The organism is Paraglaciecola hydrolytica (genome assembly GCF_001565895.1).
In the GTDB taxonomy this organism is placed as follows: domain Bacteria; phylum Pseudomonadota; class Gammaproteobacteria; order Enterobacterales; family Alteromonadaceae; genus Paraglaciecola; species Paraglaciecola hydrolytica.
In genome coordinates this window covers 48,560-73,483 of sequence record NZ_LSNE01000009.1, presented here as the reverse complement: position 1 = coordinate 73,483, position 24,924 = coordinate 48,560, and the positions used below count along the sequence as shown (strand labels likewise).

Genomic DNA, 24,924 nt, shown 5'->3' with positions numbered 1-24,924 from the left:
CAAAATATCGCAAACTTGATGGCACCTGTTCGAAACTTTCGGTAGCAACCCCACCCAAATCGACCCGCCACAATAATCTATGTAAGTCCCAGCTACGCAGCCATTTACTTTGGGCCGTCACCCGCAACATATTAATATCTGATAGCAAGGCATCTGCCGCCGCTTCAATGGTAATCGTTTGTTTATCACCCCAATAAATATCTAAGCCACCTTGAGTGCGCAAACGACTTAACGTAAAGCCCGGGATCAATAAACCTGTGGTTTGTTCTGCTTCTAAACCTTGGGTAAAGGTTTCTTGTTCTAAACGCACAAAGGCCGCTCGTTGCCACTCAGAATCAATGACAGTCCAGTGCCGAGTTGCTGACAAAGTAAAGCGATCACTACGGGTATCGTTGTCGTTTTGTGACTGAAAACCCACTTGAAGACTCGCATAGTTTTGTACCGGATCTTCAATGGGAATGCGGTAATCTAAACTAATTGAATTTTCTGGCTCTGATAAAAACAATTCTGCACTTAAGGCGTGGCCTTTGCTGTTAACCCAAGGGCGCTGCCACTTTGCCGTAAAACGTGGGCCTATGTCAGAAGAAAAGCCGGCGCCTAAGTCAAAATTATCCTGTGGTTTGTGAGTCAAAATTACTTCAATGGGTACTGCGTGATCAAAAGCTTCTGCTACCAAAGGGCGAACTAAGGCATTTTTAAAATACTGTGTTTGTTTAAGGCGTTTGTTTAACAAGGCTAGTTTGTCTGCCTCATAGGGTTCGCCGACTTTAAATGGTAGGGTTTTGCGCACCAACGACTCGGCTCTGGCATCCTCAACAAAACGTAATTCACCAAAGTGGTAACGTTTTCCACTGTGCATTTTTAATACGACAGTGGCGGCAAAACGTGATTCAAATATTTTGATACTGTGTTCATTAAAACTAAAGTCAAAATAACCCAGTGCAAAGGCCAGATTTTGCATCTGCGACTTACTTGACTCATATGCTGCATGTTGCAGTGCTTGACCTTTTTTGAGGGGTAACTTAGCTAATAGAGCCTGCATGGCTGGATTGTCTTGGGCCTCACCTTCAAGTTGAATAATCAGTTCATCAATGGTGGTAACTTGCCCTAAGTCGGCAGTAATTTGCCACTTCTCGTTTTTAAGAGTTTCAGATGGCCCCGTCACTGTGATATTGGTATGATAATAACCAAACACTTGAACTGCTAAATTTACTTTATCAATTAGTTGTTGTTGATATTGTTCAAACTGGAATGGCGAGCTGGGTGGCTCCACGCTATCTAAATGGGCATTAACGTTTTCTAAGATCTTATCGTTTTTAATCCCTTTAAGCTCGACCTTAGCTGCAATAGCACTATCTGAGTATGCCCCCAAAAACACCAGCACTAAAACACACAGCAGGGACGGTACGCTGACTAATGACAAAAACTTCTTCCTTATTTAATAACGTTAACATAATGGCACAAAACACTAACCGAGTATGAACCTCTGGCTGTGACAATATGCTGAAAAAAAGCGGCGTATCATCCTTGAAAGTTAAATATTTTAACTTATTCCAGCTAAGGTGTATGCCATGCAAAGCATATTATTATAGGTAAAATTGTAACGTGATTTTTATGTTTATTTGTCAGCTTTATAGCCAAATCACTTGGTGAGACTTTTACTTTGTTTTACCCTAGCTTATCTAAAAAGTTCAATTTTAAGTGGTTACCAATGTCCGATTTGTCTTCACAAGCTCTTTGCATAGTTACCGGTGGTAGTTTGGGAATTGGTGCGGCAATTTGCCAACGGTTTAGCCAACAAGGTTGGCAGGTTATTAATATCGATTTACTCAAACCGCATCAAACAGATAACAATATTGAATGGCGGTCTTGTGATATGACAGACACCAAACAAATTAAGGCCGTTTTTGCCTCTATTTTACAAGACTATGGGCGAGTTGATGCGCTCATTTCTAATGCTGGTATACATTATTCTGGCACTATCGAACAAACCTCTGACGAAGACTTTGACAAGGTGTTTAACCTCAATGTTAAAGGTGCGATCACGGCCACTAGAGCGGTATTGCCGCTGATGAAAACCCAGTGTAAAGGCGTTATTTTATATATGGCCTCGGATCAAGCATTGATTGCTAAACGTAATTCCTTTGCCTACAACCTAAGTAAAATGGCCTTAGCCTCGTTGGCCAAAACCACGGCACTAGATTATGCTTCCTACCAAATCCGTGCCAATGCCATTTGCCCTGGCACCATTGAAACCCCGCTTTATCATCAAGCGATAGATCGTTATGTAACAAAGTCGGGGGCAGATAAACAACAAGTTCATGCTGAAGAAGCGGCTTTGCAACCGCTAGGACGCTTGGGCCAAGCTGACGAAGTGGCTGCCCTTGCCTATTTTTTAGCTAGCGACGAAGCGAGCTTTATTACCGGTAGTTTGCAAGTCATCGATGGCGGATATACGACCCAATAAGTAAAGGGTGCCAAAATAGCTCAGGACGGACTTATGTCTATAGAAAACAGGCTTTTAAATATCAAAGGCATCATCGATCCCCATCTTCATTTGTTTGATTTAGAGCTAGGCTACTATCAGTGGCTAAAAAGCTCACAAGCGCCTTTTTGGCCTGACAAATCTAAGATCGCACGTAACTTCAGTGAACAGGATCTGCAACTTGCTGCCGACATGCCTTTAGTAGGCTTTGTACATATTGAAGCTGGTTTTGATAATCAGCAACCTTGGCGCGAAATTGACTGGCTCGAAACCCATTGCCAACTGCCCTTTAAAAGTGTGGCTTGCGCTGATTTATGCTCTGCGCAATTTCCCGATGTCATCCAGCAGCTAAAACAACGTTCAAGTGTGGTCGGTATTCGTCACATACTAGATGAAGATGCCTCTAAGATCCTAAATCACCCGCTAACACGTCACCATTTCGCTAACTTAGCCGATCTAAACTGGCGTTTTGATGCTCAGTTATCACTTGTGGATACAGCAGGTGTAGATGCTCTTTTACAACTGTTCAAGCAGTTCCCCAATGTTGCAGTGCTCATCAATCATGGAGGATGGCCGCCACAGCGTAAGCAAAATGCTGAACGCCAAATATGGGCAGAGAATTTACAAAAACTAGCGGAACACAACAATGTGGCGATTAAAATGTCGGGCTGGGAAATGATTGAGCGAACATGGAATGTTAGTGATATTTCTGGCTGTATAAATACCTGTTTACGGGTATTTGGCGCAGAGCGAGTGATGCTGGCAAGTAATTTTCCGCTATGTACCTTTAGCCACAGTTATACCCAACTGTGGCAAAACTATCAGCGTGAATTCGGTTTAACTGATAGTCTCTGGCAACAACTCTCAGCCACCAATGCAGCTCATTGGTATAATGTTACACCTTGATAAAGTTAAAAATTATAACGCAAACCGATATATGCAGCGCTGACCGCCAAGTCATGTTGACCTTTGATATATTCAATTTCAGTGCGTAACATGAGTTTACTGCTTAAAAAATAATCATACCCCAAGCCTATTACCCCAGCTATACCACCTTCATCAAACTGGCAGTAGCTATAAGTATCACCCGCGGCGGTGGTAATTAATGTGTAGGAACCAAGTTTACACTCGTGCAAGCCACTTAATATTTGTTCGCCCTTAATGTCGGTTTTTAATAAACCGAGTCGATAAAAAAGCTCACCAGTCTGGCCCGATGCTTTACCCAACAAGGCAACAAACAAGGCCGAAGCATCTAATCTCAAATCGTCATTGTCTAAACCTTGGGCGCTACCAGAGATGCCTTCATCTAAAGAATCGCTAACTAACTTTTGTAAACCTGCCTCTAAATACCACTGACGATCAACCTGATAACCCACAGCCAGTTTATACGTGAAGTCATTGCTACTCGAATCCAGCAACTCTGTTTTACCGTACCCCGTGCTTACTACAGTATACAAATTCTCAGTTGCAGCGACTTGTGAGTAATAACAGCAAGCCACTAACGCGTAGACATACATTTTTAATTTCAAAAGAAACTCCCTAGTGCCAGTAGATATAGCAATAATATGCCCCTATATTAACTTTTTTGAAAAATATAACTATATGATTTGTCGATAAAAGCCGTGTAAGCTTTGATTAAGCCTCCACCGCGCTAACCACACTACATGTATCATGGTAATTAGTAAGTTACATTGCCACTGTGTTACCGATGTGGTTAGTATAAACACAAAATGATTTAGCCTTGGAAAAACCATTGAGATATAAATTAAACATCTGCTTGAGTATTCTTATGTTGGCATCCTGTACCAACTTAGCACCAGAGCCCATCATGACCGACGAAAAATTTGATAGTCGTGTTGTAGAAAATGGCACTCATGAATTTGTTTATGGCATTTCATGGCGCAATACTTCCCAATCTTCGTTGTTAAGTAATAATGAGCGACAAGAGGAGCCCGCGCCGTCAAGACGAGGGGAACGGGAACGTTTTGAAGAGCAGCGTACTCGATTTGCAGTACAAGCAGACAACAAAACGAAGTTAGAGCTGGAAGATAAAGCCGCAGAAGGTTTAGACAGACGTTTACGCAAAGAAAAACTATGTGCCAATGGCCATCAAATTGATGACGTAGTGTGGCTTGCCGACAATATTAGGCTACTCGGCCATTGTTTATAACTGCGTTAACTAAACGCCTCACATACAGAATAATCCAGGGAGATTAAGATGCAGAGCATTAAAACACGTGCAGCAGTAGCATGGGCCGCGGGCCAACCATTAACAATTGAAGAAGTAGACTTAGCTCCACCACAAAAAGGTGAAGTGCTGGTTAGAATAGTAGCGACTGGAGTTTGTCATACTGATGCTTTTACTTTATCGGGTGACGATCCTGAAGGTTTATTTCCGGCTATTTTAGGTCATGAAGGTGCAGGTATAGTTGAAGCCATAGGTGAAGGTGTGACTCTGGTTGAAGTGGGCGACCACGTTATCCCTTTGTACACACCAGAATGTGGTAAGTGTAAATTTTGTTTGTCAGGTAAAACCAATCTCTGTCAGGCCATACGTGCCACTCAAGGCAAAGGGGTGATGCCCGACGGTACTAGCCGTTTTTCAATCAATGGTCAGCCTATTTATCACTATATGGGTACCTCAACTTTTGCCGAACATACCGTCATACCCGAAATTGCTTTAGCCAAAATACCCAAAGAAGCACCACTTGAAAAAGTATGTTTACTCGGTTGCGGTGTTACCACAGGCATGGGCGCGGTAACTAATGCGGCTAAAGTCAAAGAGGGAGACACCGTGGCCGTTTTTGGTTTGGGTGGCATAGGATTATCGGTACTTATTGGCGCTAAAATGGCTAAAGCTGGACGTATCATCGCCATTGATATTAACGAAGATAAGTTCGAGATCGCCAAACAACTTGGCGCAACCGATGTGATCAATCCCAAGCACTTTAATAAACCTATCCAAGACGTGATCGTTGAGATGACAGATGGCGGTGTGGATTATTCTTTCGAATGCATCGGCAACGTTAACGTTATGCGCTCGGCTTTAGAATGTTGTCACAAAGGTTGGGGCGAGTCCGTCATTATTGGTGTTGCTGGAGCCGGGCAAGAAATAACCACCCGCCCCTTTCAGTTAGTTACCGGTCGTGTATGGCGCGGCACTGCTTTTGGTGGCGTAAAAGGTCGCAGTCAGTTACCTGACTATGTGCAACGTTATATGGATGGCGAGTTCGAGTTAGATACTTTTATCACTCACACTATGAAACTTGAAGACATCAATGAAGCATTTGCTCTGATGCATGAAGGCAAATCTATTCGTACTGTGGTGCATTTTTAAGGAGCTTTTTAAGCATGAATAACGCCACAGAATTAGCCGAACTCAGTGCCAACAAGTGTTTTGGTGGTTGGCAAAAACGTTACAGTCACCGCTCTAAAGTGCTCAATTGTGAAATGCACTTTAGTGTATTTATACCACCTGCGGCAGAAAAAGTGGCAAAACTCCCCGTACTTTACTGGTTAAGCGGTTTAACCTGTACGGACGAGAATTTCTCCACCAAAGCTGGGGCGCAACGCATAGCAGCAGAATTGGGTATTATGTTAATCATGCCCGATACTAGCCCTCGAGGGGAACATGTCACTGATGCGGCTGATGGTGCCTATGATTTAGGATTGGGAGCTGGCTTTTACTTAAATGCCACACAAACACCCTGGCAAGAGCATTATCAGATGTACGATTACATCGTTGAGGAATTACCTGCCCTTATCCAAAAAGAATTTAAGGTTAAAGAAAAAGCCGCCATCGCTGGGCACTCCATGGGTGGTCATGGCGCCTTAACCATTGCACTATCTAATATGAAACGCTATTGCTCGGTTTCCGCTTTTGCCCCCATAGTTAATCCGATGGAATGCCAGTGGGGACAAAAGGCTTTTACTCACTATCTAGGTGATAACAAGGCGGAATGGCAGGCTTACGATAGTTGTGCTTTGATGCGTCAGCAAGGTGAATTCTTGCATATCCCGATGTTGGTTGATCAAGGTTTGGATGATAATTTTTATCATACCCAAAAGCTTTCAAAACCCTTAGAGGAAGTGGCCTTAGACATAAACTATCAAGCTGAATTTCGTTACCACCCTGGCTATGATCACAGTTATTATTTCATCGCCAGTTTTATCGAAGATCACCTGCGCTTTCACGCCAAATATTTGTGAGTTAAATTGCTGAATAAGCCCCCCATAAAGCCTGCTATCAGCAGGCTTTATTTTACCTTAGTACATTCAAACAAGAGTTCATCCACTTCAGGAATAAGTGAGCCTTGGGTAAACTGCACTCCACATTCCCATGCGGTATGGCGATGGCGAATAATGCCATTGATCTGCATTGGCACTTTTGAATGACTTGAACTTAAGGCAATTTTGATCTTGCTATCATGCATACCCGCGGGTAGCGCTGAGGCAAGTTTGATTTTAATACCTGCAAGGCTCATATCTAATACTTCACCTTGCACGACCACGTTCTCTGCCGAGTTGGATTGATAAAAGGTGACAACCGCGTGTAAACCTTGAGTTTCAAAGCGGGGAAACTGACGTTTTTCCATCATCAACAACAAATCTAGTTATCAGTTGTTGTAGTATAAACCTAACTAGCAGCAATTGGAGTGTTTAACATGACTGAAAAACCTTATTTACCCCCTAAAATATGGACTTGGGATCCCCACAGCGGCGGAAAATTTGCAGGAATAAATCGCCCAACAGCCGGCTCTAGGAATGACAACAAGCTGGCCGTCGGTCGTCACCCATTACAGCTCTATTCTCTGGCAACACCTAATGGCGTTAAAGTGACAGTGATGCTCGAAGAATTATTAGCTTTAGGCATAACCGCAGCCGAGTACGATGCTCATTTAATCAATATCATGGAAGGTGAGCAATTTTGCGCCGGTTTTGTGGACATTAATCCCAATTCAAAAATTCCGGCACTGTTAGATAACAGTACTTCGCCACCCACTCGAGTGTTTGAATCAGGCGCCATCTTGTTATATTTAGCCGAAAAATATCAGGCTTTAATACCAACACAGGCAGTTCAGAGAACTGAGTGTTTATCATGGTTATTTTGGCAAATGGCCAGCGCCCCCATATTGGGAGGTGGTTTTGGGCATTTTTACGCATATGCGCCAGAAAAATATCAGTACCCCATTGACCGTTATGCCATGGAAGTTAAACGCCAACTTGATGTTCTGGATCAGCATTTAGCACAAAACCGGTATATGTGTGGTGATGATTATTCAATTGCTGACATTGCAATTTGGCCTTGGTATGGAGCCTTAGTCAGTAATAAAGTGTATGAAGCAGCCGAGTTTTTACAGACTCATCTGTATAAACATGTATTACGCTGGAATGATGAAATAGCGCTAAGGCCAGCTGTGCAACGCGGCAGAATGGTCAATCGCACCTGGGGTGAGCCCACAAGCCAATTACATGAAAGACATGAAGCCAGTGATTTTGTTAATAAAACTCAAGATAAACTCACACAGTCTGAGTAACCTGTAAGTCCTTAAAAGCCGGAAAAATCAACCACAAATGATAAATTTATCAGCAATGACTGTTTATCAAAGTGGGCTGATTTTTCTCAGCTCAAGCAGCTCCAACTGATTGCGCTTTGCTCGTGACTCGAATTTCGAAGCTAAAAATAATACTCTAAACTGAACTGCACATAATCGTCACGTCTGAGCATATAAGACGGCTCTGCTGGCTCGTCACTGGAAAACAAATAAGCGTCTAAACGCCATTTCCAATGATCATTGATACGGCTGGATGCTTCAATAAGCGCTGACCGTACGCCTGAATAATCTAGATCTTGCACTACCCCAAATAATACCGAGGTTCCATCTATATCGTTTAAAGCCCATCTTGCCGCCAATAAGAGATCATTTTGCGCCGCAGATGCGGCAAGGCCTTCCCGATCATCATATTGATACTCCATTAACCAGCCGATGTCATACACCGAGTCAAACACACCAACCGAGGTATATTCAAAGCCTCCTACTGCGGCCCAATAATCTTGAGTTGCACTTTGGCGTTGAATTGCTTCAAGTTTAAAAATCCACGCATCAACAATAGTTAATACATCTACCCCAAACTGCTCAATTTGCGCATAATAAGGACTAATGACCAACTCGCCTTTAGTATTTAAATTAGGTACATATTCAGGTTCGCGGGAAGTACCTTCAAAATAGGACAAACCCACTTCCCAATCACCCAGGGTATGTTGCCAACGTAGCGCCCAATCGAGATTTTTTTCTTCATCATCAGACTCATACAAAGCACTATCACTATCGATAGGGAGAGGGCCTCGCAAACGACCATCAACGCCTGCAAACGTTCGTTCACGGAAATAGGGTAAAACAAAAGCAGTAAAGTTGCCCCAGCTTTTATACAAAGACAAAGCAACCATGGGTTGGCCCAATTTATCTTCTCCATCGATAGATTCAATGGCATCAGTTTGATTGATTATATCCACCAAATGTAATGACTCTGTTTGCCCCCAAAATACTTTACCTATACCGGTTTTTACTTCCCAGTCATCACCAACATGAGACCACAGCAACTCACGAATATCACCATGAGTACGTTCACTGTCACGTTGATCAAAACGGTAAAAACCCTTAAATAACAAACTATCACTGCCATCATTAAAAGAGGTATATAATTCTGGAGAATAATAGCCTGATAAGTCATCTCTCGTTTGTTGAGGGTAAAGTGCATCTTGTAAATAATAGCGTTGCTCTATTGCAGCACTTCCTGTGTATTCAACCTGGGCCTGAACAGGCAACAATAAACCACCTGTAATAACTATCATCAGTGGTAGGCATGTGAGGGACTTCATGTTCATTTCCTTTAGCGAGCTCGCATTAAACTATCTTTATCAAAATCATTATCCGCTAAACCAGTTTTAAATTTAAGTGAATGGGTAATTAAATCTGTACCTTTACCGGTTTGACGATTTTCCATACGCATTTCCATGGGGCGCCAGTATTTGTCGAGATATAGCTGATGATTATGGGTAGTCAGTATTTTTAACAAACTATTTTTACGGTCGTAATACTCAACTTTTAAGGCTCGGTAGTGTTCTTTATCTACCCAGGTTATGTTTTTACTGTAACCAGAATCTTCGTCAATTGGCGTTTGTTCAATCACAAAACAATCTTGGCCTTGATATTTTTCGTCACGTAGATATTTAAATTTAAACTTTTCAATTTCAAAAGAACTCATGTCTTCAAAAGCAAATTCACTGCCCATAAAAGGGCCTGATTTATTTTTTGATTGAATGCGAGTTACACGCTTAATTTTAGGTAAATACATCCACTGTTCATCCGCTTGCAATGGGTGAGAAAAACTTAAAAAAGCCGTACCTTTAACATCTAAGGGTTGGTCAAAGATGGTCAGCCCTTTATCACCATCACTTTGTACTTCCAACGATTTGATACGCATTTTACGCTCAGTTTCATCACCTCTTGGGCTACGTAAAATCATACTCGTTTCACCCACACTATCAGACCAACCGCGATCGCGTAACTTACGTTCTTTAGCGATGGCTAAACCTTTCTCCTCTGCACTTTGGGCTAAAACCTGGCTCGAAAAACACCATGTCAATAACATAAGTGAAATGACTAATATAGAATGTGGGGCTTTAAAAAAGCGTTGTATCAACATGATAGCGTCCTTATCAAACTGTCTTTTTGTCAAAAATCATCAAAAACGGTGGTAAAAACAAAAAATCCACCGCCAATGCAACCAATATGATAATACTGGTCAACATGCCCATATCGGCATTTAACGCAAAAGGCGACAGCATTAAAACAGAAAAACCTAAGGCCAGTACAATTGTGGTAATCCATAGGGCCCTTCCAACACTGGCAAAGGCAAATCTAACAGCTTGTTCAGCATCTTTGCCAGCGGTTCTAGCATATTGATACTTACTCAAAAAGTGCACTGTGTCATCCACAATAATGCCCAACGTCATACTCAATACAATAGACAAACCCAGATTAATTTCACCCGAATAAATACCCCAGATACCAAAACCTATGCCGGCAGGCAGTAGGTTTGGCAACAAACTAATCACGCCCATTCGCCATGATTTAAGCGCAAAGACCAGCAAGCCAGAAATTAATAACAACGCAATGGCCGTCCCTTCTATCATGCTAGCCATATTGGCCTCACCAATATGCGCAAACATTAAACCTGGACTTGCTGCAGTGACGGTTAATTCCGGTGCGCGCTGCGTAAACCAATCTTTTGCTCTACTTTCCAGACCGGTAAGCTCTTTACTTCCGAGATTTTGCACAGTAGCAACAATTCGGGTCGCAGACTTATCCGTATTCATTTGATTGTTAAGATCAAGTCCATAGGGCAAGGACATTTCATATAACAATAGATATTGAGCAGCCAATTCTTTGTCATCAGGCAGCACATAATAAGCGGGATCATCCCTGTGCATGTTTTTATTGAGACGTTTAAACGTTTCACTGATAGCCACTACGTGATCAACCTCGGGCTGAGTGCGTAACCATTGACTGAAATTTTCGATCAGCATCAATATCTCAGGCGCATTAATGCCACTTTCTTGCTCTGTATAAATTGCAAAATCAATGTTGGTCATGCCACTTAGATTTTCTTGTTGAAAATCAGTAGATTGTCTAAAAGGGCTAGATTTTTCAAAATATGCGGTTGCCACATCATTCAGTTGATTTTGAAAGGCAAAAAACACCGCAACCACTGCGACCAACAAACTCACCGGTAATAATCGACGATGATTATTAATCACCCACTCACCAAATTTTTCAGTACGACCAGAATTTTCTTTCTGTACAGGAATCGACTTCATCGGCAATAACATGATTAAGGCGGGTAACAAGGTAAGCGAAAAGAGGCAGGCAAAGATCACGCCGATGGCAGTAAGATTACCTAGATCAGCCAAAATCGGGACTTCAGCAAAATTAAGGGTTAAAAACCCCACCCCAGTTGTCGCGCTGGTAATGAATATGGGTTTGACATTCAGTTGCAAACTATAAAGCAAGGCATCCTTTTTATCTTTGCCTTCACGCATGGCAAATAACATCGACGACACCACATGAATACAATCTGCCACCGCCAACGTCATCACCATAGTGGGTACATTAACCGTGGCTGTGCTTAAAAACATATTCATCCAACCCGACAACCCCATCGTGGTGGCTATACTGCCAACGATCACTATAACTGTGGCAAAAGTGCCAACAAAAGTGCGTAAGGCTAACCACATAATTATGATGATGGTGGCAAACATCAGAGGGACTAAAGTAGAAGCGTCGTGTTTGGCCGATGCCGCAAACGCATCATTCATCAATACTACGCCGGTATGATAAAAATCGTGCTCGGGATAACTTAACTTGTATTTATCCGTCATGGCTTTAACAAAAGCGGTTATTTCTTCAACTTCAGCCGTTTGGTCACCTTCAGGCAAATTGACTGTGATACTGATCATAGTCACATGGCCTTGTGGCGAGACCATGCGCCCGACTAAATCAGGCTCACTGAGCGCTACTTGACGAATTCTAAGGAGTTCAGTCGTTGCTAGTTGGTTATTTTTATCAACCAAGTCTTCAACTATAAGATCATCTTCGTCTGCGTGAATGTATTGAAAATTACTGAGCGAATCGACTCGGCTTGAAAACGGCGTTTGCCACGACTCTTCGGTCAACTCTCGTATTAGACTTAAGGTTTGTGGATTGAAAACCTCCCCCGAATGAGGAGCAATAATGATGCTGGCGCTTTCGTTTTTGCTAAAGCTATTTTGCATCTGCTCAAAAGCTTGTAGCTCAGGATTATCTTGGGCAAAAAATACTTTGTAGTCACCGCGAAAATACAGAGATTTGCCACCTATTGCGGCCAAAACCACGATCATAAAGCCAATTAACAAAACTCTTTTAGGTCGTGTAACTGACAGACTAAGTAACGAATTATTCAAGTTTGTCCCCTCCATTATCAATAAACTTCCCACAGGTATATTTAAAATTCGTTACTTACAACTACCTATCTGCGTAAGCAAAAACCACCAGACATTTATAGCTTATTTGTTTGAAATTTATAATATTTTCTGCAAATAAAAGTTAGTTACTCCTGCATTTTTTTAACACTAGAACAAAACTTTTTTGACCTTCACGCAAAAATCAGTATGATAGATACAACTGGTCTGATGAGTGGATGCATAAATTATGAGTATTAGAACAAGCCTTAAAAAAGTATTGCCCCCAATTTCTTTAACTGAACAAGAAGCCTTAGACGCGGGTGATGTGTGGATTGAATCCTCTATTTATCAGGGTAAACCTGATATGCAGGCTTTACGTGCTATTCCTGCAGCCAAATTAAGCGCCGAAGAACAAGCTTTTTTAGATGGCCCAGTCACCACATTAATAAATATGATCGACGACTTTGCATTACAAAACAGCAAACATATTCCACAGCATTTGTTGGATTATCTGTCGGTTAACAAATTTTTTGCGCTAATCATTCCGAAAAAATTTGGTGGCATGGAATTTTCTCCTTATGCCAACTCCACCATAGTCGCCACTATTGCGGCTAAAAGTGGCGCTATTGCAGTCACCGTTATGGTACCTAACTCATTAGGTCCAGGTGAATTACTCATGCATTACGGCACCCAAGCTCAACAAGTGCAATGGTTACCCAATCTTGCAATAGGAAAAGATATCCCATGTTTTGCTTTAACTAGCCCAGAAGCTGGCTCTGATGCTGGGGCGATTCCTGATGCAGGCATAGTGACTAAAGGCATGTGGAATGGCAAAGAAGTACTAGGATTATCGGTTACTTGGGATAAACGTTATATCACCTTAGCCCCCATCGCTACGGTATTAGGTTTAGCTTTTAAAGTATTCGATCCTGAGCACTTATTGGGTGACAAACTCGAATTAGGCATTACCTGTGCCCTTATTCCTAAATCCCATCCTGGCGTTGAGTTGGGCAATCGTCATGACCCAATGGGACAACGTTTTTATAACGGGACTACTCGAGGCGAAAACGTCTTCATCCCCATGGACTTCATTATTGGTGGCCAAAAGAATATTGGCCGCGGTTGGCAAATGCTGGTGAGTTGTTTAGGTGCGGGGCGCGGCATTTCCCTACCGGCTATGGGCGTAGCTTCTGGTCAGTCTTCACTCAAATCAACCGCTGAATACTCCTTTGTACGTGAGCAATTTGGTGTCCCCATTGGTCGTTTTGAAGGTATTCAAGAAAAACTGGCCGACATGGCAGGCAAAACCTTTGTACTTGAAGCCATGCGTGTATTAACGACTGAAGGTCTAGGCCTAGGTTTAAAACCTTCTGTGGTAACGGCTATGGCCAAATATCATATGACGGAACTAGGCCGTGACGTAAACAACAGCGCCATGGATATCCAAGCGGGTAAAGCGATTCAGCGTGGCCCACAAAATGTATTATCTGACGGTTATACCGCCCAACCTATCGCAATTACGGTGGAAGGTGCGAATATTTTAACTCGCAGTTTGATGATCTTTGGTCAAGGTGCCATGCGTTGTCACCCCCACCTCAAAGACATGGTGGACTTAATCCACAGCGATGACGCTAAAGCCGATGCTGAATTTAACAAAGTACTGATGAAAACCATTGGTTTCAGCGTTAAAAATGCCCTACGCAGCTTTAGTAAAAGTTATTTCACTTTCACCCGTGGCGCTCAAACTGCCTTACCGGAAGTGAAAGCCTACGAAAAACGTATGAATGCCTTATCCGCTAAATTAGCACCTTTAGCAGATTTGTCTTTGCTAGTATTAGGAGGCGACCTTAAAAAAGCCGAAATGCTCTCTGCTCGTTTAGGTGATGTGATGAGCTACCTTTATGCATCTATGGCGGTTGTGCGTTTTTACGAACAAAAAGTCAGTAATCGCAGCGAAGCTAAACCCTTCTTTGACTACGCTATTCAATGGTGTTTACAACAAGGTGAACAAGCCTTGGTTGATTTTGTTGGCAACTTTCCGCATACAGCAACACGTGGTTTGATGCGGATATTAACCAATACTTACACACGTTCAGTCCCCATTATTAGTGATGAACTTAAGCGTCAATTATCCGATGCGACTATGCAACAAAGTTCGATTATGGCTGAACTAACCCATTTGATTAAAGTCACGCCGGGTGATGGCCATGATATTAATCAACAAGCTTTTGCCGCCAAACATGCGGTAATGCCACAATTGAAAAAAATTCATCAGGCACTGAAAGCGACCCCAGTTATCCCGTTTATTTCCTTTGAGCATGCGGTTACGCAATTACATGCGGCTGGCAGTTTAAGTGCCGAAGATGTGGCTTTGGTAATGGATTACAACGAAAAACGTAAGATGGCCGTGCGAGTAGATGAATATAACTTTGATTTAGAACTACTCGATACCAATCAACAGTTGGTTAAATCACCGACAACGAAACAGGCCAATGCAGCTTAACGTTTAAGTTAGTAACATTGTTTTTTAAGGGCGATAAAGTTGATTTATCGCCCTTTTTGTTTGTGGCAAAACTGAGATACTAAACTAAAGCTTAATTAATCTACTGAATCACTTGTTCAATTGGCACTAATGCTTTTAACTAAGGCATAAATTAATGATGGACCACCCAATTTTTATCCCATGCAGGCAAACCAGCAAGCCCCCAGTTCTGAGTTAACCAACCGTCGCACTGCACGACGCATCTGGTTACGCTCGACCTTACGTTACTCGCAAAAAGAAGCATTAGCGTCATCGGCGATGACGGCCACCAGTGATAACTTTTTTAATGCTTTTGCAATTTTTATCCAAGCCAGTATGAGTCAACTTGGCCTACTCACTGGGGTACCTCAATTATTTGGTGCCGTGATGCAGTTTTTGTCAGTTGGCTTAGGCAACTATTTCTGCCGTAAAAACATCATAGTCACAGGCGCGGTCATACAAGGTGTTGGCCTGCTCGCCATGTCAGGCCTAGGCTTAGTTAGGTCTGAAGGTGCGGTGTGGATATTCATTGCTTTAGCCATGTTACACCATGGTTTACTGAATTTAATTCAGCCCCATTGGCGCGCATGGATGGGTAATATTGTACCAGCAAGACGGCGTGGAAAATTTTTTGCTTCACGCAGTCGCATAACCATGCTGGCTTCTTTGTGTGTGTTTTTACTCGGTGGTGCCCTACTAACCTTAAGCAATTATTATGAGTTGGCTTGGTTAGGCTTTAGTTTGTTATTTTTGATCGCTGCGGTGGGACGTTTTTGTTCAGCATGGTTATTATGGAAGATGCATGATCCACAAATTCATACTCCCCAAAAAGTCATTAGTGATACTTGGCAAAAGTTAAGAGTCGCATGGCAAGATCCTGTATTTAAACAATACAGTTTGTTAGTTGCCAGTATGCAATCCATGGTGGCGATTTCCGCGCCATTTTTTGCGGTTTATATGCTTAACGAATTAAAATTTACCTATCTTGAATTTGTCTTATCGGGAGTCGCGTCAATTGCGACCCAGTTTATGACCCTCAAGTTTTGGGGGGTATTTAGCGACAAATTTGGTAATCGTTTAGTGATGGTGATCACTTGCGGCATGATCCCCTTTGTACCTTTGTTATGGCTATTTTCAGGTGACTTTACTTATATTTTAATTATTCAAGCGGTGTCAGGTTTGTGGTGGAGTGGCTTTACTTTGAGCACCGCGAACTACCTTTACGATATTCGCCCTCATCAAGCTGATTTTGCTACTTACGCCGCCATGCAAGCAGGCTTAAGTGCCGCCTTAGTGTTTATCGGCTCGATTATAGGTGGTTTTATCGCATCTTATGCCTTAGTTTTTGTGCAATTTACCCATTTAGATTCGCTGCTATCCAGTGCGTTATTTGTAGTATTTTTTGCCTCTAGCCTTGGACGTTTTGCGGTATTTACTTATTTTATTCCACGCCTTAAAGAGCCACATATCAGGCAGCGTCCCAAAATGCTCGATTTAGTGCTCAGAGTGTCGCGCTTTAATGCGATTTCAGGGGTGAATTTCGATTGGCTAACTGTCACTAAGAAAAGTAAAACGTCAAAAAAAGAGCAAAAATAAGGAGAGCCCAAGCTCTCCCTATTTTTGCTTTAGCTCAACGCTATTTCACTTCCATATGCGGTGAGCGATACACCACTTTGTCGTTTAAATCGATACCAATACCTGGCACTTCAGTCACTTCAAAAAAGCCATTAACTGGCTGTGGATCCTGAATACATAATTCACGGTTCCAATCTTTAATCGCATAAGTATGGTGTTCGTGGATTAAAAAGTTAGGAATGGCTGTTTCTAAGTGCAAACTTGCGGCAGTTGCTACTGGGCCACCACAAACGTGAGCCTGAATGCGTACGTCATAAACGTCAGCATAATCACAAACTTTTTTAGTTTCGGTAAAACCACCACATAAACCAATATCCGGTTGTAAGACATCAATGGACTGGTCTTCCATATAAGGCCTGATACCCCAGCGGTTATATAAACGCTCACCGCCTGCAATCGGCACATTCACCCGTTTGGCAACTTTATCGTGCACTTTGGAATTAAGATAATTGACGGGCTCTTCATAAAATAAACAGCCGATATCTTCAATCATTTCACCCAGCTGAATGGCTGATGCTGCGCCGGCTAAGCTGTGGCACTCAAAGATAATGTCAACATCGTCACCCACTGCATCGCGGATAGCTTGCAAGCGAGCTTTGAATAAACGTAACTCTGGCTGGGTGAATAATTTGGTACGATCAAAATGGCTCACTCCGTCTTTGTCATACACGATTGGATCGACCTTCACTGCATCATAACCTTCGGCTACAGCCTTTTCTGCGGCTTTACCATAATCGATTGGGTTATTTAAACGAGTGACTTCTTTATCCCAGTCAAACTGTAACTGGCTGGCATACGTACGTAATTTACCGTTAGTTTTACCACCTAATAATTGATAAACCGGTACACCTAAGGCTTTACCACGAATGTCCCACAAAGCCGTATCAATTGCGCTCATTGCCGCATAAATAATCGGACCACCACCCAAACCCCAAAAACTTTCCCGTAACATGCGAGTCCACAAGGCTTCCGTTCTAAACGGATCCCAGCCGATTAACATGGCTTCGGCAATTTCTTTGATCATGTGTGCCGCCGCACTGTGGCCGAGGTCGTAAGCAAGCCCTGCCTCACCTACCCCGCTTATACCTTCATCGGTATGAATACGCACAAACACCGGGTTCCAAACTGCACGTTTAGGGCAATGGATATCAAAAATTTCTACACGGTTTATTTTCATAATTCTCCTGACAAACACACGAACTGACTAAATATTTGGATTACTGACAAAATGCAGGATCAAGCTTGTAGGCTTTACGTAGCATGGCGGGCCAAGCCTTTTGACCGCCACTAATACCGCTGTGCACAACATTCGCTTGTTGATAAATACCTTCGACAATACTAGGTGGAATAGAAATAACCGCTTTACCACTTTGCATGAGTTCTAGCTGGATTTCACAAGCACGTTGCAAGTCGTAAAAACGCATAAAAGCATCACCCACTGTAGGCCCAACGGTCAAACCACCATGGTTATGTAACAACATATAATTATTACTACTTAGGTCACTTTGCAAACGCGCCTTTTCATCGGCATTAACCGCCAAACCTTCATAGCCATGATAACTTAAAGATGGCAGGGCAAATAAAGCATACTGGCTCCAAGGTTGTAAGCCCCCTTCTACTGTTGCCACGGTAATAGTAGCTTTGGTGTGCAAATGGATCACGCACTGCACATCATGGCGTACCTCATGAATAGCACTGTGAATAGTAAAACCAGCGGGATTAATCTGATAAGGCGAACCATCGAGAACCTTTCCTGCCAGATCCACTTTAACCAAATTTGAGGCTGTAACTTCTTCAAAAGTAAGGCCAAATGCATTAACTAAATAATCGTCACTGTCAGGCACTCGTGCAGAAATATGGGTGTAGATTAGATCTCCCCAACCTAAATTTGCCACTAAACGATAACAAGCCGCTAAATCTATTCGCGTTTGCCACTCACTGGCAGACACTTTGTCTTTAAGGCTGAAAGTTGCTAATTGGTAATCATTGTTCATATTTATATTTTGTATCTAAGACCAATGCGACTAAGTCTACATGATTATTGTAGCTCCGCTAAGTTAGCGCTTAAAGATATCTATCAAAGCCTTTACTAGCTTTAGTTTTATGCTTGAAAGCGTTTGATTTTTAACCAACACTTATCCCATCCCGCTCATCTCTCAAGGAAAAACACATGAATAACTTAAACCGTAGGCGTTTTATGCAGATGGCAGCAGGTTTAGGACTCGCATCGGCAATCAGTAATCAGCAAGCAATGGCCAAGTCAAATTCTACAAAAATCGGGGTAGCACTGTTAGGTTTAGGCGGTTATAGCCGTGGATTATTGGCGCCTGCTCTTGAATTAACCCAGCACTGTGAACTAAGAGGTATTATCACAGGTAGCCCTGAAAAAATCCCTGAATGGCAACAAAGGTACGGTATCCAAGACAAAAATGTTTATTCCTATCAAAACATGCATGAACTAGCGAATAATCCCGACATTGATGTGGTGTATGTGGTGGTACCCACTTCTTTGCATCTGCAATATTGTGAAATTGCGGCCAATGCCGGTAAACATGTATGGTGTGAAAAACCCATGGCTATGTCTACCGCACAATGCCAGCGCATCATTGATGTTTGCCAACAAAACAAAGTTAAGTTATCGATTGGTTATCGTATGCAACACGAACCCAATACACAGCGCTTTATGCAATATCGTACAACCCAACCTTATGGAAAAATTCAACATATCATTGCTCAGGCGGGTTATGGCGGCAATGGTTTGCCCGCGTCCAACTGGCGCATGCAAAAAGCCATGGGCGGTGGTGCTATGTACGATATGGGTGTTTATCCGCTAAACGGTGTGCGTTATATGACAGGTCTGGAGCCCATTGCCGTTACTGCCAGACACGACAAATCCCACCCCGATATTTTTAAAGAAGTCGATGAAACTACCTATTTTGACCTTGAGTTTGCCAATGGCTTGATCGCCGAATGTGGCACCAGTATGGTTAAAAGTTTTAGCCAATTAACCATGCAGTGTGAAAAAGGTTGGTATCAACTACGCCCTATGTCTAACTACACTGGTGTGACCGGTTATACCAGTGACAAACAAGAATTTGCCGCGATAAAACAGATCCAACAAGCAATCCAAATGGACAATGATGCCCTAGCTTTACAAGGTCAAGGTCAGTTACTGGTGCCCGGTGAAGAAGGTTTAAAAGACATTCACGTAGTACAGGCAATATTTGAATCTGCGGCAAAAAATAAACGGATATTGCTGTAATACACACCTTAATAAAGAGGACTGGCTTTGGCCTGTAGCCAGTTCTCATTTGCATAATTACTGTTTGCACAGGTCATATGCAAAGTGAAAGCATGACGAGACTTATCGGATAAATTAGGCGCACTGAAGTGCGGTAGTAAGCCATTAAACACCACCAAGGTGCCTTTTTTTACTTCCAGTGCTACGGCATCCTCATCTTTGGGCCAAGGTTTAGCATTAAGTTTAAGCAACTCAGTGCTGTCATCCTTATAACGTTTAAATTGCTCAATCAGTGGATAAGGATCATTGCTGCCCTGCACTTGTAAACAACCGTTGTGAATAGTGGCATCTTCTACCGCCAGCCAGAAAGTGATCACGGTAATCGGTGTAGTATAAAAATAACTGGCATCCTGATGCCAACGGATCACTCCACCAATTTTAGGCTGTTTGAAGATATACATAGACTGGTGAATTTGCGGTTTCACTAAACCTAAATCAAATGCCAATTGGGTAATTGTTTGGTTATGGCTAAATGCCTTAAATTCTGGCTCCAGCACATGTAGAGCATGGCCAATTTTATTGATACTTAAGGATTTAGCTTGTTTCAATTCCCCCGTTTGATCAAAAGCATCTTCTTCAAAAAAACAACGTACTTTGTCACCCGACCCTAAAAAATAATCATCTCGTGTTTTACTCTGATCCTGAGTCGAAAACACTGCACGGCTTGAGTTCGGATCAAACTGTTCTACTATTTTCTCCGCTGCTTTTTGCAGTTTATCCATCTGCTCAGTCGAAAATAACTCATCTAGCACCAAGTATCCGTGTTTGGCATAGTGCTGTTGTTGTGCTGTCGATAACATGGCTACTCTTCTTATGGGTTTATTTGCTTTATAACTGCAGCTTATTTAGCATGATTAAAAATGTATTTCCAAGTCCTTTGGGTATAAATACCAATTGCGACGTTACCACTATTTATCTATAAGTGGCTCAAGGCAAAATCACCATTATTTTGTAATTCTCGCCAAAGCTGTCGTTTTTATGTTCAAACCATTTTATTTAAAATCAACTTAAAGTTATAAAAATCAAACAGTTAAATTATTGGCACAGTGCCTGCTCTTATTATGTTTTAAGAATTGATTATTTATTTCACTAAGGACAACCATGAAAACATCACGCCTCGCTCAAATTGCATTAGTTAGCCTACTCACACTTTCCATTACAGGTTGTATTATCCACATTGGCGGCCACAAAGGTGATAGTAACCATCAGCAAAGTGACCTAAGCAGCGTACTAGGTAATATTGTGGTGGATGCCCACAGTGAAGTCAGTGATGTATCAACGGTAAACGGCAATATCACCATCAAAAACAACGTCAAAGCCAACGAGCTTGATGCAGTAAATGGCAATATTGAGATAGGCAGCAATGCGCAAATTAAATCAGCCTCTACCGTAAACGGCAGTATCGAGGCCAAACATGGCCTTAAAGTTAACCAAGGATTGAGCACCGTTAATGGTAATATTGAATTAAAAGCAAATGCTCAAATCGGTAGTGACATAAACACTGTAAACGGCAATATTGCTTTGCTCAACGCTAACGTTGGTGGACATATAGAAACCAAAAATGGCGACATTGACTTACGTGATACCACTCAAGTGCAAGGCGATATTATTTTTCAAGCGAAAGATGAAAAACGCGGGTTTAAAGGTGAACTGCCTACCCTGAGCATTGATGCCAGTTCAAATGTACAAGGGAAAATTATCTTGCACCGTCAAGTTGTGCTGGAAATAGAAAATCCGGCATTACTGGCAAAAATCGAACGTCATTATGCAGACCAATAAGGCTGAATATTAAACTATTCTGCTTGAATTTTTAACTGACGCAAATATTCATAAGCAGGGGTGACTTCATCTACCACCCGCTGCTGCTCTGGACTGAGTTGAATATTTGACGAACTTGCAGCAGCAAATCCCCTTGAGTTTGCCACACTGTGGTACCAGTGTGGCGCCCATACCCCATCTGAATCACGTAAACCGGTAGGCCAATGCAGCATATTGCTATCAAATGGAATTCCTAGTGCCTCACAAAGTTTACTCAGCATATCTTGTGGCGCGGCTAAAATATCTTTGCCTTCAATCACTGGTACTGGCTGTTCACTTAAAGCACTGATCTCATGATAGAGCTCGAGCTGGCGAATAATGCCAATATCCTCAGCGCTGCATACACCACGGCTTTGAGTATAAGACTGCACCACTTCTTTAGGCTCTCTGATTAAAAAGCAATTTTTGAGTTGCTTAGTCCAATGCATATCTACACCTTGCAACATGTGATGAGTCATGTGTTTTTGGTACTCAATAGCAAGGGCTTGGTTTGCCTGAGTAAGCTGGCTCACTACCTCTGCATAATCCTGACTTTGACTGACAATCACCTCATCAAACATAGGATGCGGGCTATTGGTTTGCGATAGGTAAAAAGCATAAAAAGGTTCGTCTACCACAAGGGTATCTGCGCGATTTTCAAAGCTACGCATCATAGCGGTTGAGATATTACGCGGTCCCGACCACATGGCGATTCGAATAGTCATAAAACCTTACTCCCCTGACTTTTCAATCAATTCCAAATAAAGCGTTTGCAGGCGCAGTAATAAAGAAGGCTGACTACTGTCGGGTTCGATCAAGCGGCCATCCACTAATTTAACCGCCGTTAAACCGGCAAAAGTGCCAGTAATAAAGGCCTCGTCGGCACTGTAAACTTCAGCTAAAGAAAAATTCTTTTCAAACACTGGAATGTTATTGGTTTTACATAAATTGATAACATTACGCCTTGTGATGCCATCGAGACAAAAATCTCCCGTTGAGGTCCACACTTCCTCACCACGTATTATGAAAAAGTGGGTTGAATTACAGGTCGCCACAAATCCGTGAGGATCAAGCATTAAGGCTTCATCGGCCAATGCTTTTGTGGCTTGTATACAAGCAAAAATGCAATTTAACTTTGAGTGAGTATTAAGCTTTGGATCTTGTACATCAGGATAACCACGACGCACATGACTGGTGAATAACGATACACCTTCACTGTTATCGATCTTAACGGGGGTTTTATGTTCAGCAATTATGACGATAGTAGCAGCAGAAATAGTAGCGCGTGGATCTTGATAAGGAGTGGACTTTTCACCGCGAGTAACCATCAGCCTAATATGCACACCATCAAACATGTCATTGGCATTACAGGTATCCATTAGCCGTTGTACCAATGCTTGCGGAGTAATTCCAATGTCCATATCTAGCGCTTTAGCTCCAGCATATAAACGTTTGATATGCTGATCGATAAAAGCTAGTTTTCCATGATGTAAGCGGATCCCTTCCCACACACCATCTCCCAATATAAACCCACTATCAAATACCGATATTTTTGCCTCAGCGCGGGGGAAGAGCTCTCCGTTGATATTGATAAGAATGGATTGATTTCTTGGATCAGTTTGATAGCGGTGGGTGCCTGTTTTCATGTGAGTATACAAAATAAGGTGTTTGTAAGACGTTAACACAAAGCCGGCTTTTGCCACCAGATGGCGGGGAATATTAATTAAAACTAGTAGTTTAAGTTGTGATGGTAATTACTTTATACTAAGTTGAATCTTCTGCTAAGTATCAGATTTGTATAATGAAGCGTTTAAAAAAAGCCTTACAAAAATTAAAAACTTGTTGTTATTTCTGACATCTGAATAATAATCATCAAAAAATCGTAAGGTTGTTCTCATTAAACATAAAAGCATTAAAAATAAAGATAAAACTATCGAACACCGCATAGATATGGATTTATTAAGCCGTTCCATGCCCGGTATATTTATTTATGGTCTAATATTTCCAGTCATATTTTTTCCCTTAGGCTTTAACAAATTACAACCCGAAATAAGCTGGTTGTTTGCCACTAGCATGTTACTCGTTAGTAGTTTGCGTTTGGTACATCGTGTTTATACCTCAGTAATTTATCCCAAAAAACCTAAGCTCTGGCGACACATGTTTCAGTGTTTATCGCTGTCGCAGGCGATAATTTTGGGAATATTTTTTGCGATGACCATGTACGACCCTATTTTGGAGCCTATAAAAACCATCTCTTTTATGACTATTGGAGGTGTTTGTGCAGCTGCCCTAATTTCTCTCAGTCCGCGCATTTCCATCGCCCTATTCAACTTGCTGTGTTTAGTGACACCTAGCATTTTTGTGTCATTTTTTGTTATCGAAGACAGCTTGCCTGTAGGCTTTATGATCTGTATTTACAGTGGTTATTTAGTGGTAGTCGGCATGCGTTCCAATAAAGAATATTTACGTAGTTTTGTGATTGAAGCCCAGCTTGAAAAACAGCGCCAAGAATTAGAACAACTAAATAAAATTGATCCTCTTACCCATATTTATAATCGTGGATATTTCAATACTGCCTTTGATATCCAATGGCACAGTAGTATTCGACAAAAGAAGATGCTTTCGGTCTTATTAATCGATATCGATCATTTTAAAGCCATCAATGATACTCATGGACATCTTTTTGGTGACAAATGTTTGAACCATATCGCGCAAACTATCAGTGCGACAGCAAAACGTAAAACCGATCTCATTGCTCGTTTTGGTGGTGAAGAATTTGTAATCTTATTGCCAGATACTGATGAACACAACGCCGTTGATATAGCCGAACAAGTACGCGAACAGATTGCATCTCAACCATTTTCATACCAACAAAACGAATTAGCACTCACCGCCAGTATTGGCGTAGCCTGTGTATTGCCTATGGTAGGGGTAAACTCTAACTCACTGATTGAAAAAGCGGACGCAGCGCTTTACGATGCAAAAGATCAAGGCCGCAACAAGGTGTGTAAATACACCGAATCATCTAGACAGCAACAGCTTTTATAATACCTGTCAATAGCTATAAAAAACGAAATATACGGCTTCTCATTAAAACGACCCTAGCGGATAACTACAGCCAACAAATGTTGAGCCTCAAGGATGAGGAGTATTTCAGACAAAAAAGAACCCTGACTAAGCAG

Annotated in this window: 22 protein-coding genes; 11 read left to right on the top strand and 11 right to left on the bottom strand. The window is 42.0% G+C overall.

Annotation, left to right across the window (positions count from 1 at the left end):
* Positions 1-1,423: autotransporter assembly complex protein TamA (locus AX660_RS23225; protein WP_068378895.1), on the bottom strand; the 1,423-nt coding region annotated here is incomplete at its 3' end.
* A gap of 288 nt (positions 1,424-1,711) precedes the next feature.
* Between AX660_RS23225 and AX660_RS16100 the strand changes: the two genes are divergently transcribed.
* Both AX660_RS16100 and AX660_RS16095 read left to right on the top strand, forming a co-directional pair.
* On the top strand, positions 1,712-2,467 hold the full coding sequence (locus tag AX660_RS16100; protein WP_068378889.1) for an SDR family NAD(P)-dependent oxidoreductase: 756 nt from the start codon (positions 1,712-1,714) through the stop codon (positions 2,465-2,467).
* Between the two features lie 33 nt (positions 2,468-2,500).
* A complete protein-coding gene (locus AX660_RS16095; protein ID WP_068378887.1) occupies positions 2,501-3,391 on the top strand; it encodes an amidohydrolase family protein in 891 nt (296 codons plus the stop codon).
* A gap of 5 nt (positions 3,392-3,396) precedes the next feature.
* Here the strand turns inward: AX660_RS16095 and AX660_RS16090 are convergent, their stop codons facing one another.
* Positions 3,397-4,014 carry an outer membrane beta-barrel protein gene (locus AX660_RS16090; RefSeq protein WP_235594765.1) on the bottom strand — a complete coding sequence of 206 codons (618 nt, stop codon included), beginning with the start codon at positions 4,012-4,014 and terminating at the stop codon, positions 3,397-3,399.
* Between the two features lie 260 nt (positions 4,015-4,274).
* Here AX660_RS16090 and AX660_RS16085 point away from each other — a divergent pair, with 260 nt between their 5' ends.
* The 3 genes from AX660_RS16085 to fghA are packed head-to-tail and all read left to right on the top strand — an operon-like array spanning position 4,275 to position 6,694.
* Complete coding sequence (locus AX660_RS16085; RefSeq protein WP_068378883.1) at positions 4,275-4,655, top strand: hypothetical protein; 381 nt, start codon at positions 4,275-4,277, stop codon at positions 4,653-4,655.
* A gap of 48 nt (positions 4,656-4,703) precedes the next feature.
* Positions 4,704-5,822 (top strand): S-(hydroxymethyl)glutathione dehydrogenase/class III alcohol dehydrogenase, encoded by a 1,119-nt coding sequence (locus AX660_RS16080; RefSeq protein ID WP_068378880.1) that lies wholly within the window; start codon positions 4,704-4,706, stop codon positions 5,820-5,822.
* Positions 5,823-5,836: 14 nt separating this feature from the next.
* Entirely contained in the window at positions 5,837-6,694 is an 858-nt protein-coding gene (fghA, locus tag AX660_RS16075; RefSeq protein WP_068378874.1) for an S-formylglutathione hydrolase, read from the top strand.
* A 47-nt stretch (positions 6,695-6,741) separates the two neighbouring features.
* Here the strand turns inward: fghA and AX660_RS16070 are convergent, their stop codons facing one another.
* Positions 6,742-7,083 (bottom strand): PilZ domain-containing protein, encoded by a 342-nt coding sequence (locus tag AX660_RS16070; protein WP_082768958.1) that lies wholly within the window; start codon positions 7,081-7,083, stop codon positions 6,742-6,744.
* 66 nt (positions 7,084-7,149) lie between these two features.
* Here AX660_RS16070 and yghU point away from each other — a divergent pair, with 66 nt between their 5' ends.
* The gene (yghU, locus tag AX660_RS16065; protein ID WP_068378870.1) at positions 7,150-8,022 is read left to right on the top strand and encodes a glutathione-dependent disulfide-bond oxidoreductase; all 873 of its coding nucleotides are present in this window, start codon (positions 7,150-7,152) and stop codon (positions 8,020-8,022) included.
* Between the two features lie 140 nt (positions 8,023-8,162).
* Here the strand turns inward: yghU and AX660_RS16060 are convergent, their stop codons facing one another.
* The 3 genes from AX660_RS16060 to AX660_RS16050 are packed head-to-tail and all read right to left on the bottom strand — an operon-like array spanning position 8,163 to position 12,488.
* Positions 8,163-9,365: a hypothetical protein gene (locus AX660_RS16060; RefSeq protein ID WP_235594764.1), complete on the bottom strand. Its 1,203-nt coding sequence runs from the start codon at positions 9,363-9,365 to the stop codon at positions 8,163-8,165.
* A gap of 11 nt (positions 9,366-9,376) precedes the next feature.
* On the bottom strand, positions 9,377-10,192 hold the full coding sequence (locus tag AX660_RS16055) for an outer membrane lipoprotein-sorting protein (protein ID WP_082768957.1): 816 nt from the start codon (positions 10,190-10,192) through the stop codon (positions 9,377-9,379).
* Between the two features lie 13 nt (positions 10,193-10,205).
* Positions 10,206-12,488, bottom strand: coding sequence for an efflux RND transporter permease subunit (locus tag AX660_RS16050; protein WP_068378864.1), 2,283 nt, complete (start codon positions 12,486-12,488; stop codon positions 10,206-10,208).
* A gap of 247 nt (positions 12,489-12,735) precedes the next feature.
* Here AX660_RS16050 and AX660_RS16045 point away from each other — a divergent pair, with 247 nt between their 5' ends.
* Both AX660_RS16045 and AX660_RS16040 read left to right on the top strand, forming a co-directional pair.
* Positions 12,736-14,991 (top strand): acyl-CoA dehydrogenase, encoded by a 2,256-nt coding sequence (locus AX660_RS16045; protein ID WP_068378860.1) that lies wholly within the window; start codon positions 12,736-12,738, stop codon positions 14,989-14,991.
* 180 nt (positions 14,992-15,171) lie between these two features.
* Positions 15,172-16,605, top strand: coding sequence for an MFS transporter (locus AX660_RS16040; RefSeq protein ID WP_068378858.1), 1,434 nt, complete (start codon positions 15,172-15,174; stop codon positions 16,603-16,605).
* Between the two features lie 40 nt (positions 16,606-16,645).
* On the opposite strand, the gene AX660_RS16035 is transcribed toward AX660_RS16040, so the two are convergent.
* The gene (locus AX660_RS16035; protein ID WP_068378856.1) at positions 16,646-17,821 is read right to left on the bottom strand and encodes a mandelate racemase/muconate lactonizing enzyme family protein; all 1,176 of its coding nucleotides are present in this window, start codon (positions 17,819-17,821) and stop codon (positions 16,646-16,648) included.
* Between the two features lie 40 nt (positions 17,822-17,861).
* Positions 17,862-18,638 (bottom strand): class II aldolase/adducin family protein, encoded by a 777-nt coding sequence (locus tag AX660_RS16030; RefSeq protein WP_068378852.1) that lies wholly within the window; start codon positions 18,636-18,638, stop codon positions 17,862-17,864.
* Between the two features lie 176 nt (positions 18,639-18,814).
* Here AX660_RS16030 and AX660_RS16025 point away from each other — a divergent pair, with 176 nt between their 5' ends.
* Positions 18,815-19,906: a Gfo/Idh/MocA family protein gene (locus AX660_RS16025; protein WP_068378847.1), complete on the top strand. Its 1,092-nt coding sequence runs from the start codon at positions 18,815-18,817 to the stop codon at positions 19,904-19,906.
* A gap of 8 nt (positions 19,907-19,914) precedes the next feature.
* On the opposite strand, the gene AX660_RS16020 is transcribed toward AX660_RS16025, so the two are convergent.
* The gene (locus tag AX660_RS16020; RefSeq protein WP_068378844.1) at positions 19,915-20,745 is read right to left on the bottom strand and encodes a phytanoyl-CoA dioxygenase family protein; all 831 of its coding nucleotides are present in this window, start codon (positions 20,743-20,745) and stop codon (positions 19,915-19,917) included.
* 301 nt (positions 20,746-21,046) lie between these two features.
* On the opposite strand from AX660_RS16020, the gene AX660_RS16015 reads away from it, so the two are divergent.
* Positions 21,047-21,724, top strand: a complete 678-nt coding sequence (locus tag AX660_RS16015) for a DUF4097 family beta strand repeat-containing protein (protein WP_068378841.1) — start codon at positions 21,047-21,049, stop codon at positions 21,722-21,724.
* A gap of 14 nt (positions 21,725-21,738) precedes the next feature.
* Here AX660_RS16015 and AX660_RS16010 read toward each other — a convergent pair whose 3' ends face one another.
* A complete protein-coding gene (locus AX660_RS16010; RefSeq protein ID WP_068378838.1) occupies positions 21,739-22,467 on the bottom strand; it encodes a sulfotransferase-like domain-containing protein in 729 nt (242 codons plus the stop codon).
* A gap of 6 nt (positions 22,468-22,473) precedes the next feature.
* Positions 22,474-23,388: an aminotransferase class IV gene (locus tag AX660_RS16005; RefSeq protein WP_068379914.1), complete on the bottom strand. Its 915-nt coding sequence runs from the start codon at positions 23,386-23,388 to the stop codon at positions 22,474-22,476.
* A 304-nt stretch (positions 23,389-23,692) separates the two neighbouring features.
* Between AX660_RS16005 and AX660_RS16000 the strand changes: the two genes are divergently transcribed.
* Positions 23,693-24,790 carry a GGDEF domain-containing protein gene (locus AX660_RS16000; RefSeq protein WP_068378835.1) on the top strand — a complete coding sequence of 366 codons (1,098 nt, stop codon included), beginning with the start codon at positions 23,693-23,695 and terminating at the stop codon, positions 24,788-24,790.
* The last annotated feature ends 134 nt before the right edge of the window (positions 24,791-24,924 follow it).

Coding starts and splice junctions, on each gene's coding strand:
- AX660_RS16020 (WP_068378844.1), bottom strand. CDS start 20,745: ATGTTATCGACAGCACAACAACAGCACTATGCCAAACACGGATACTTG.
- AX660_RS16035 (WP_068378856.1), bottom strand. CDS start 17,821: ATGAAAATAAACCGTGTAGAAATTTTTGATATCCATTGCCCTAAACGT.
- AX660_RS16100 (WP_068378889.1), top strand. CDS start 1,712: ATGTCCGATTTGTCTTCACAAGCTCTTTGCATAGTTACCGGTGGTAGT.
- AX660_RS16005 (WP_068379914.1), bottom strand. CDS start 23,388: ATGAAAACAGGCACCCACCGCTATCAAACTGATCCAAGAAATCAATCC.
- AX660_RS16055 (WP_082768957.1), bottom strand. CDS start 10,192: ATGTTGATACAACGCTTTTTTAAAGCCCCACATTCTATATTAGTCATT.
- yghU (WP_068378870.1), top strand. CDS start 7,150: ATGACTGAAAAACCTTATTTACCCCCTAAAATATGGACTTGGGATCCC.
- AX660_RS16025 (WP_068378847.1), top strand. CDS start 18,815: ATGAATAACTTAAACCGTAGGCGTTTTATGCAGATGGCAGCAGGTTTA.
- AX660_RS16010 (WP_068378838.1), bottom strand. CDS start 22,467: ATGACTATTCGAATCGCCATGTGGTCGGGACCGCGTAATATCTCAACC.
- AX660_RS16015 (WP_068378841.1), top strand. CDS start 21,047: ATGAAAACATCACGCCTCGCTCAAATTGCATTAGTTAGCCTACTCACA.
- AX660_RS16070 (WP_082768958.1), bottom strand. CDS start 7,083: ATGATGGAAAAACGTCAGTTTCCCCGCTTTGAAACTCAAGGTTTACAC.
- AX660_RS16085 (WP_068378883.1), top strand. CDS start 4,275: ATGTTGGCATCCTGTACCAACTTAGCACCAGAGCCCATCATGACCGAC.
- AX660_RS16095 (WP_068378887.1), top strand. CDS start 2,501: ATGTCTATAGAAAACAGGCTTTTAAATATCAAAGGCATCATCGATCCC.
- fghA (WP_068378874.1), top strand. CDS start 5,837: ATGAATAACGCCACAGAATTAGCCGAACTCAGTGCCAACAAGTGTTTT.
- AX660_RS16045 (WP_068378860.1), top strand. CDS start 12,736: ATGAGTATTAGAACAAGCCTTAAAAAAGTATTGCCCCCAATTTCTTTA.
- AX660_RS16000 (WP_068378835.1), top strand. CDS start 23,693: ATGGATTTATTAAGCCGTTCCATGCCCGGTATATTTATTTATGGTCTA.
- AX660_RS16040 (WP_068378858.1), top strand. CDS start 15,172: ATGCAGGCAAACCAGCAAGCCCCCAGTTCTGAGTTAACCAACCGTCGC.
- AX660_RS16080 (WP_068378880.1), top strand. CDS start 4,704: ATGCAGAGCATTAAAACACGTGCAGCAGTAGCATGGGCCGCGGGCCAA.
- AX660_RS16060 (WP_235594764.1), bottom strand. CDS start 9,365: ATGAAGTCCCTCACATGCCTACCACTGATGATAGTTATTACAGGTGGT.
- AX660_RS16030 (WP_068378852.1), bottom strand. CDS start 18,638: ATGAACAATGATTACCAATTAGCAACTTTCAGCCTTAAAGACAAAGTG.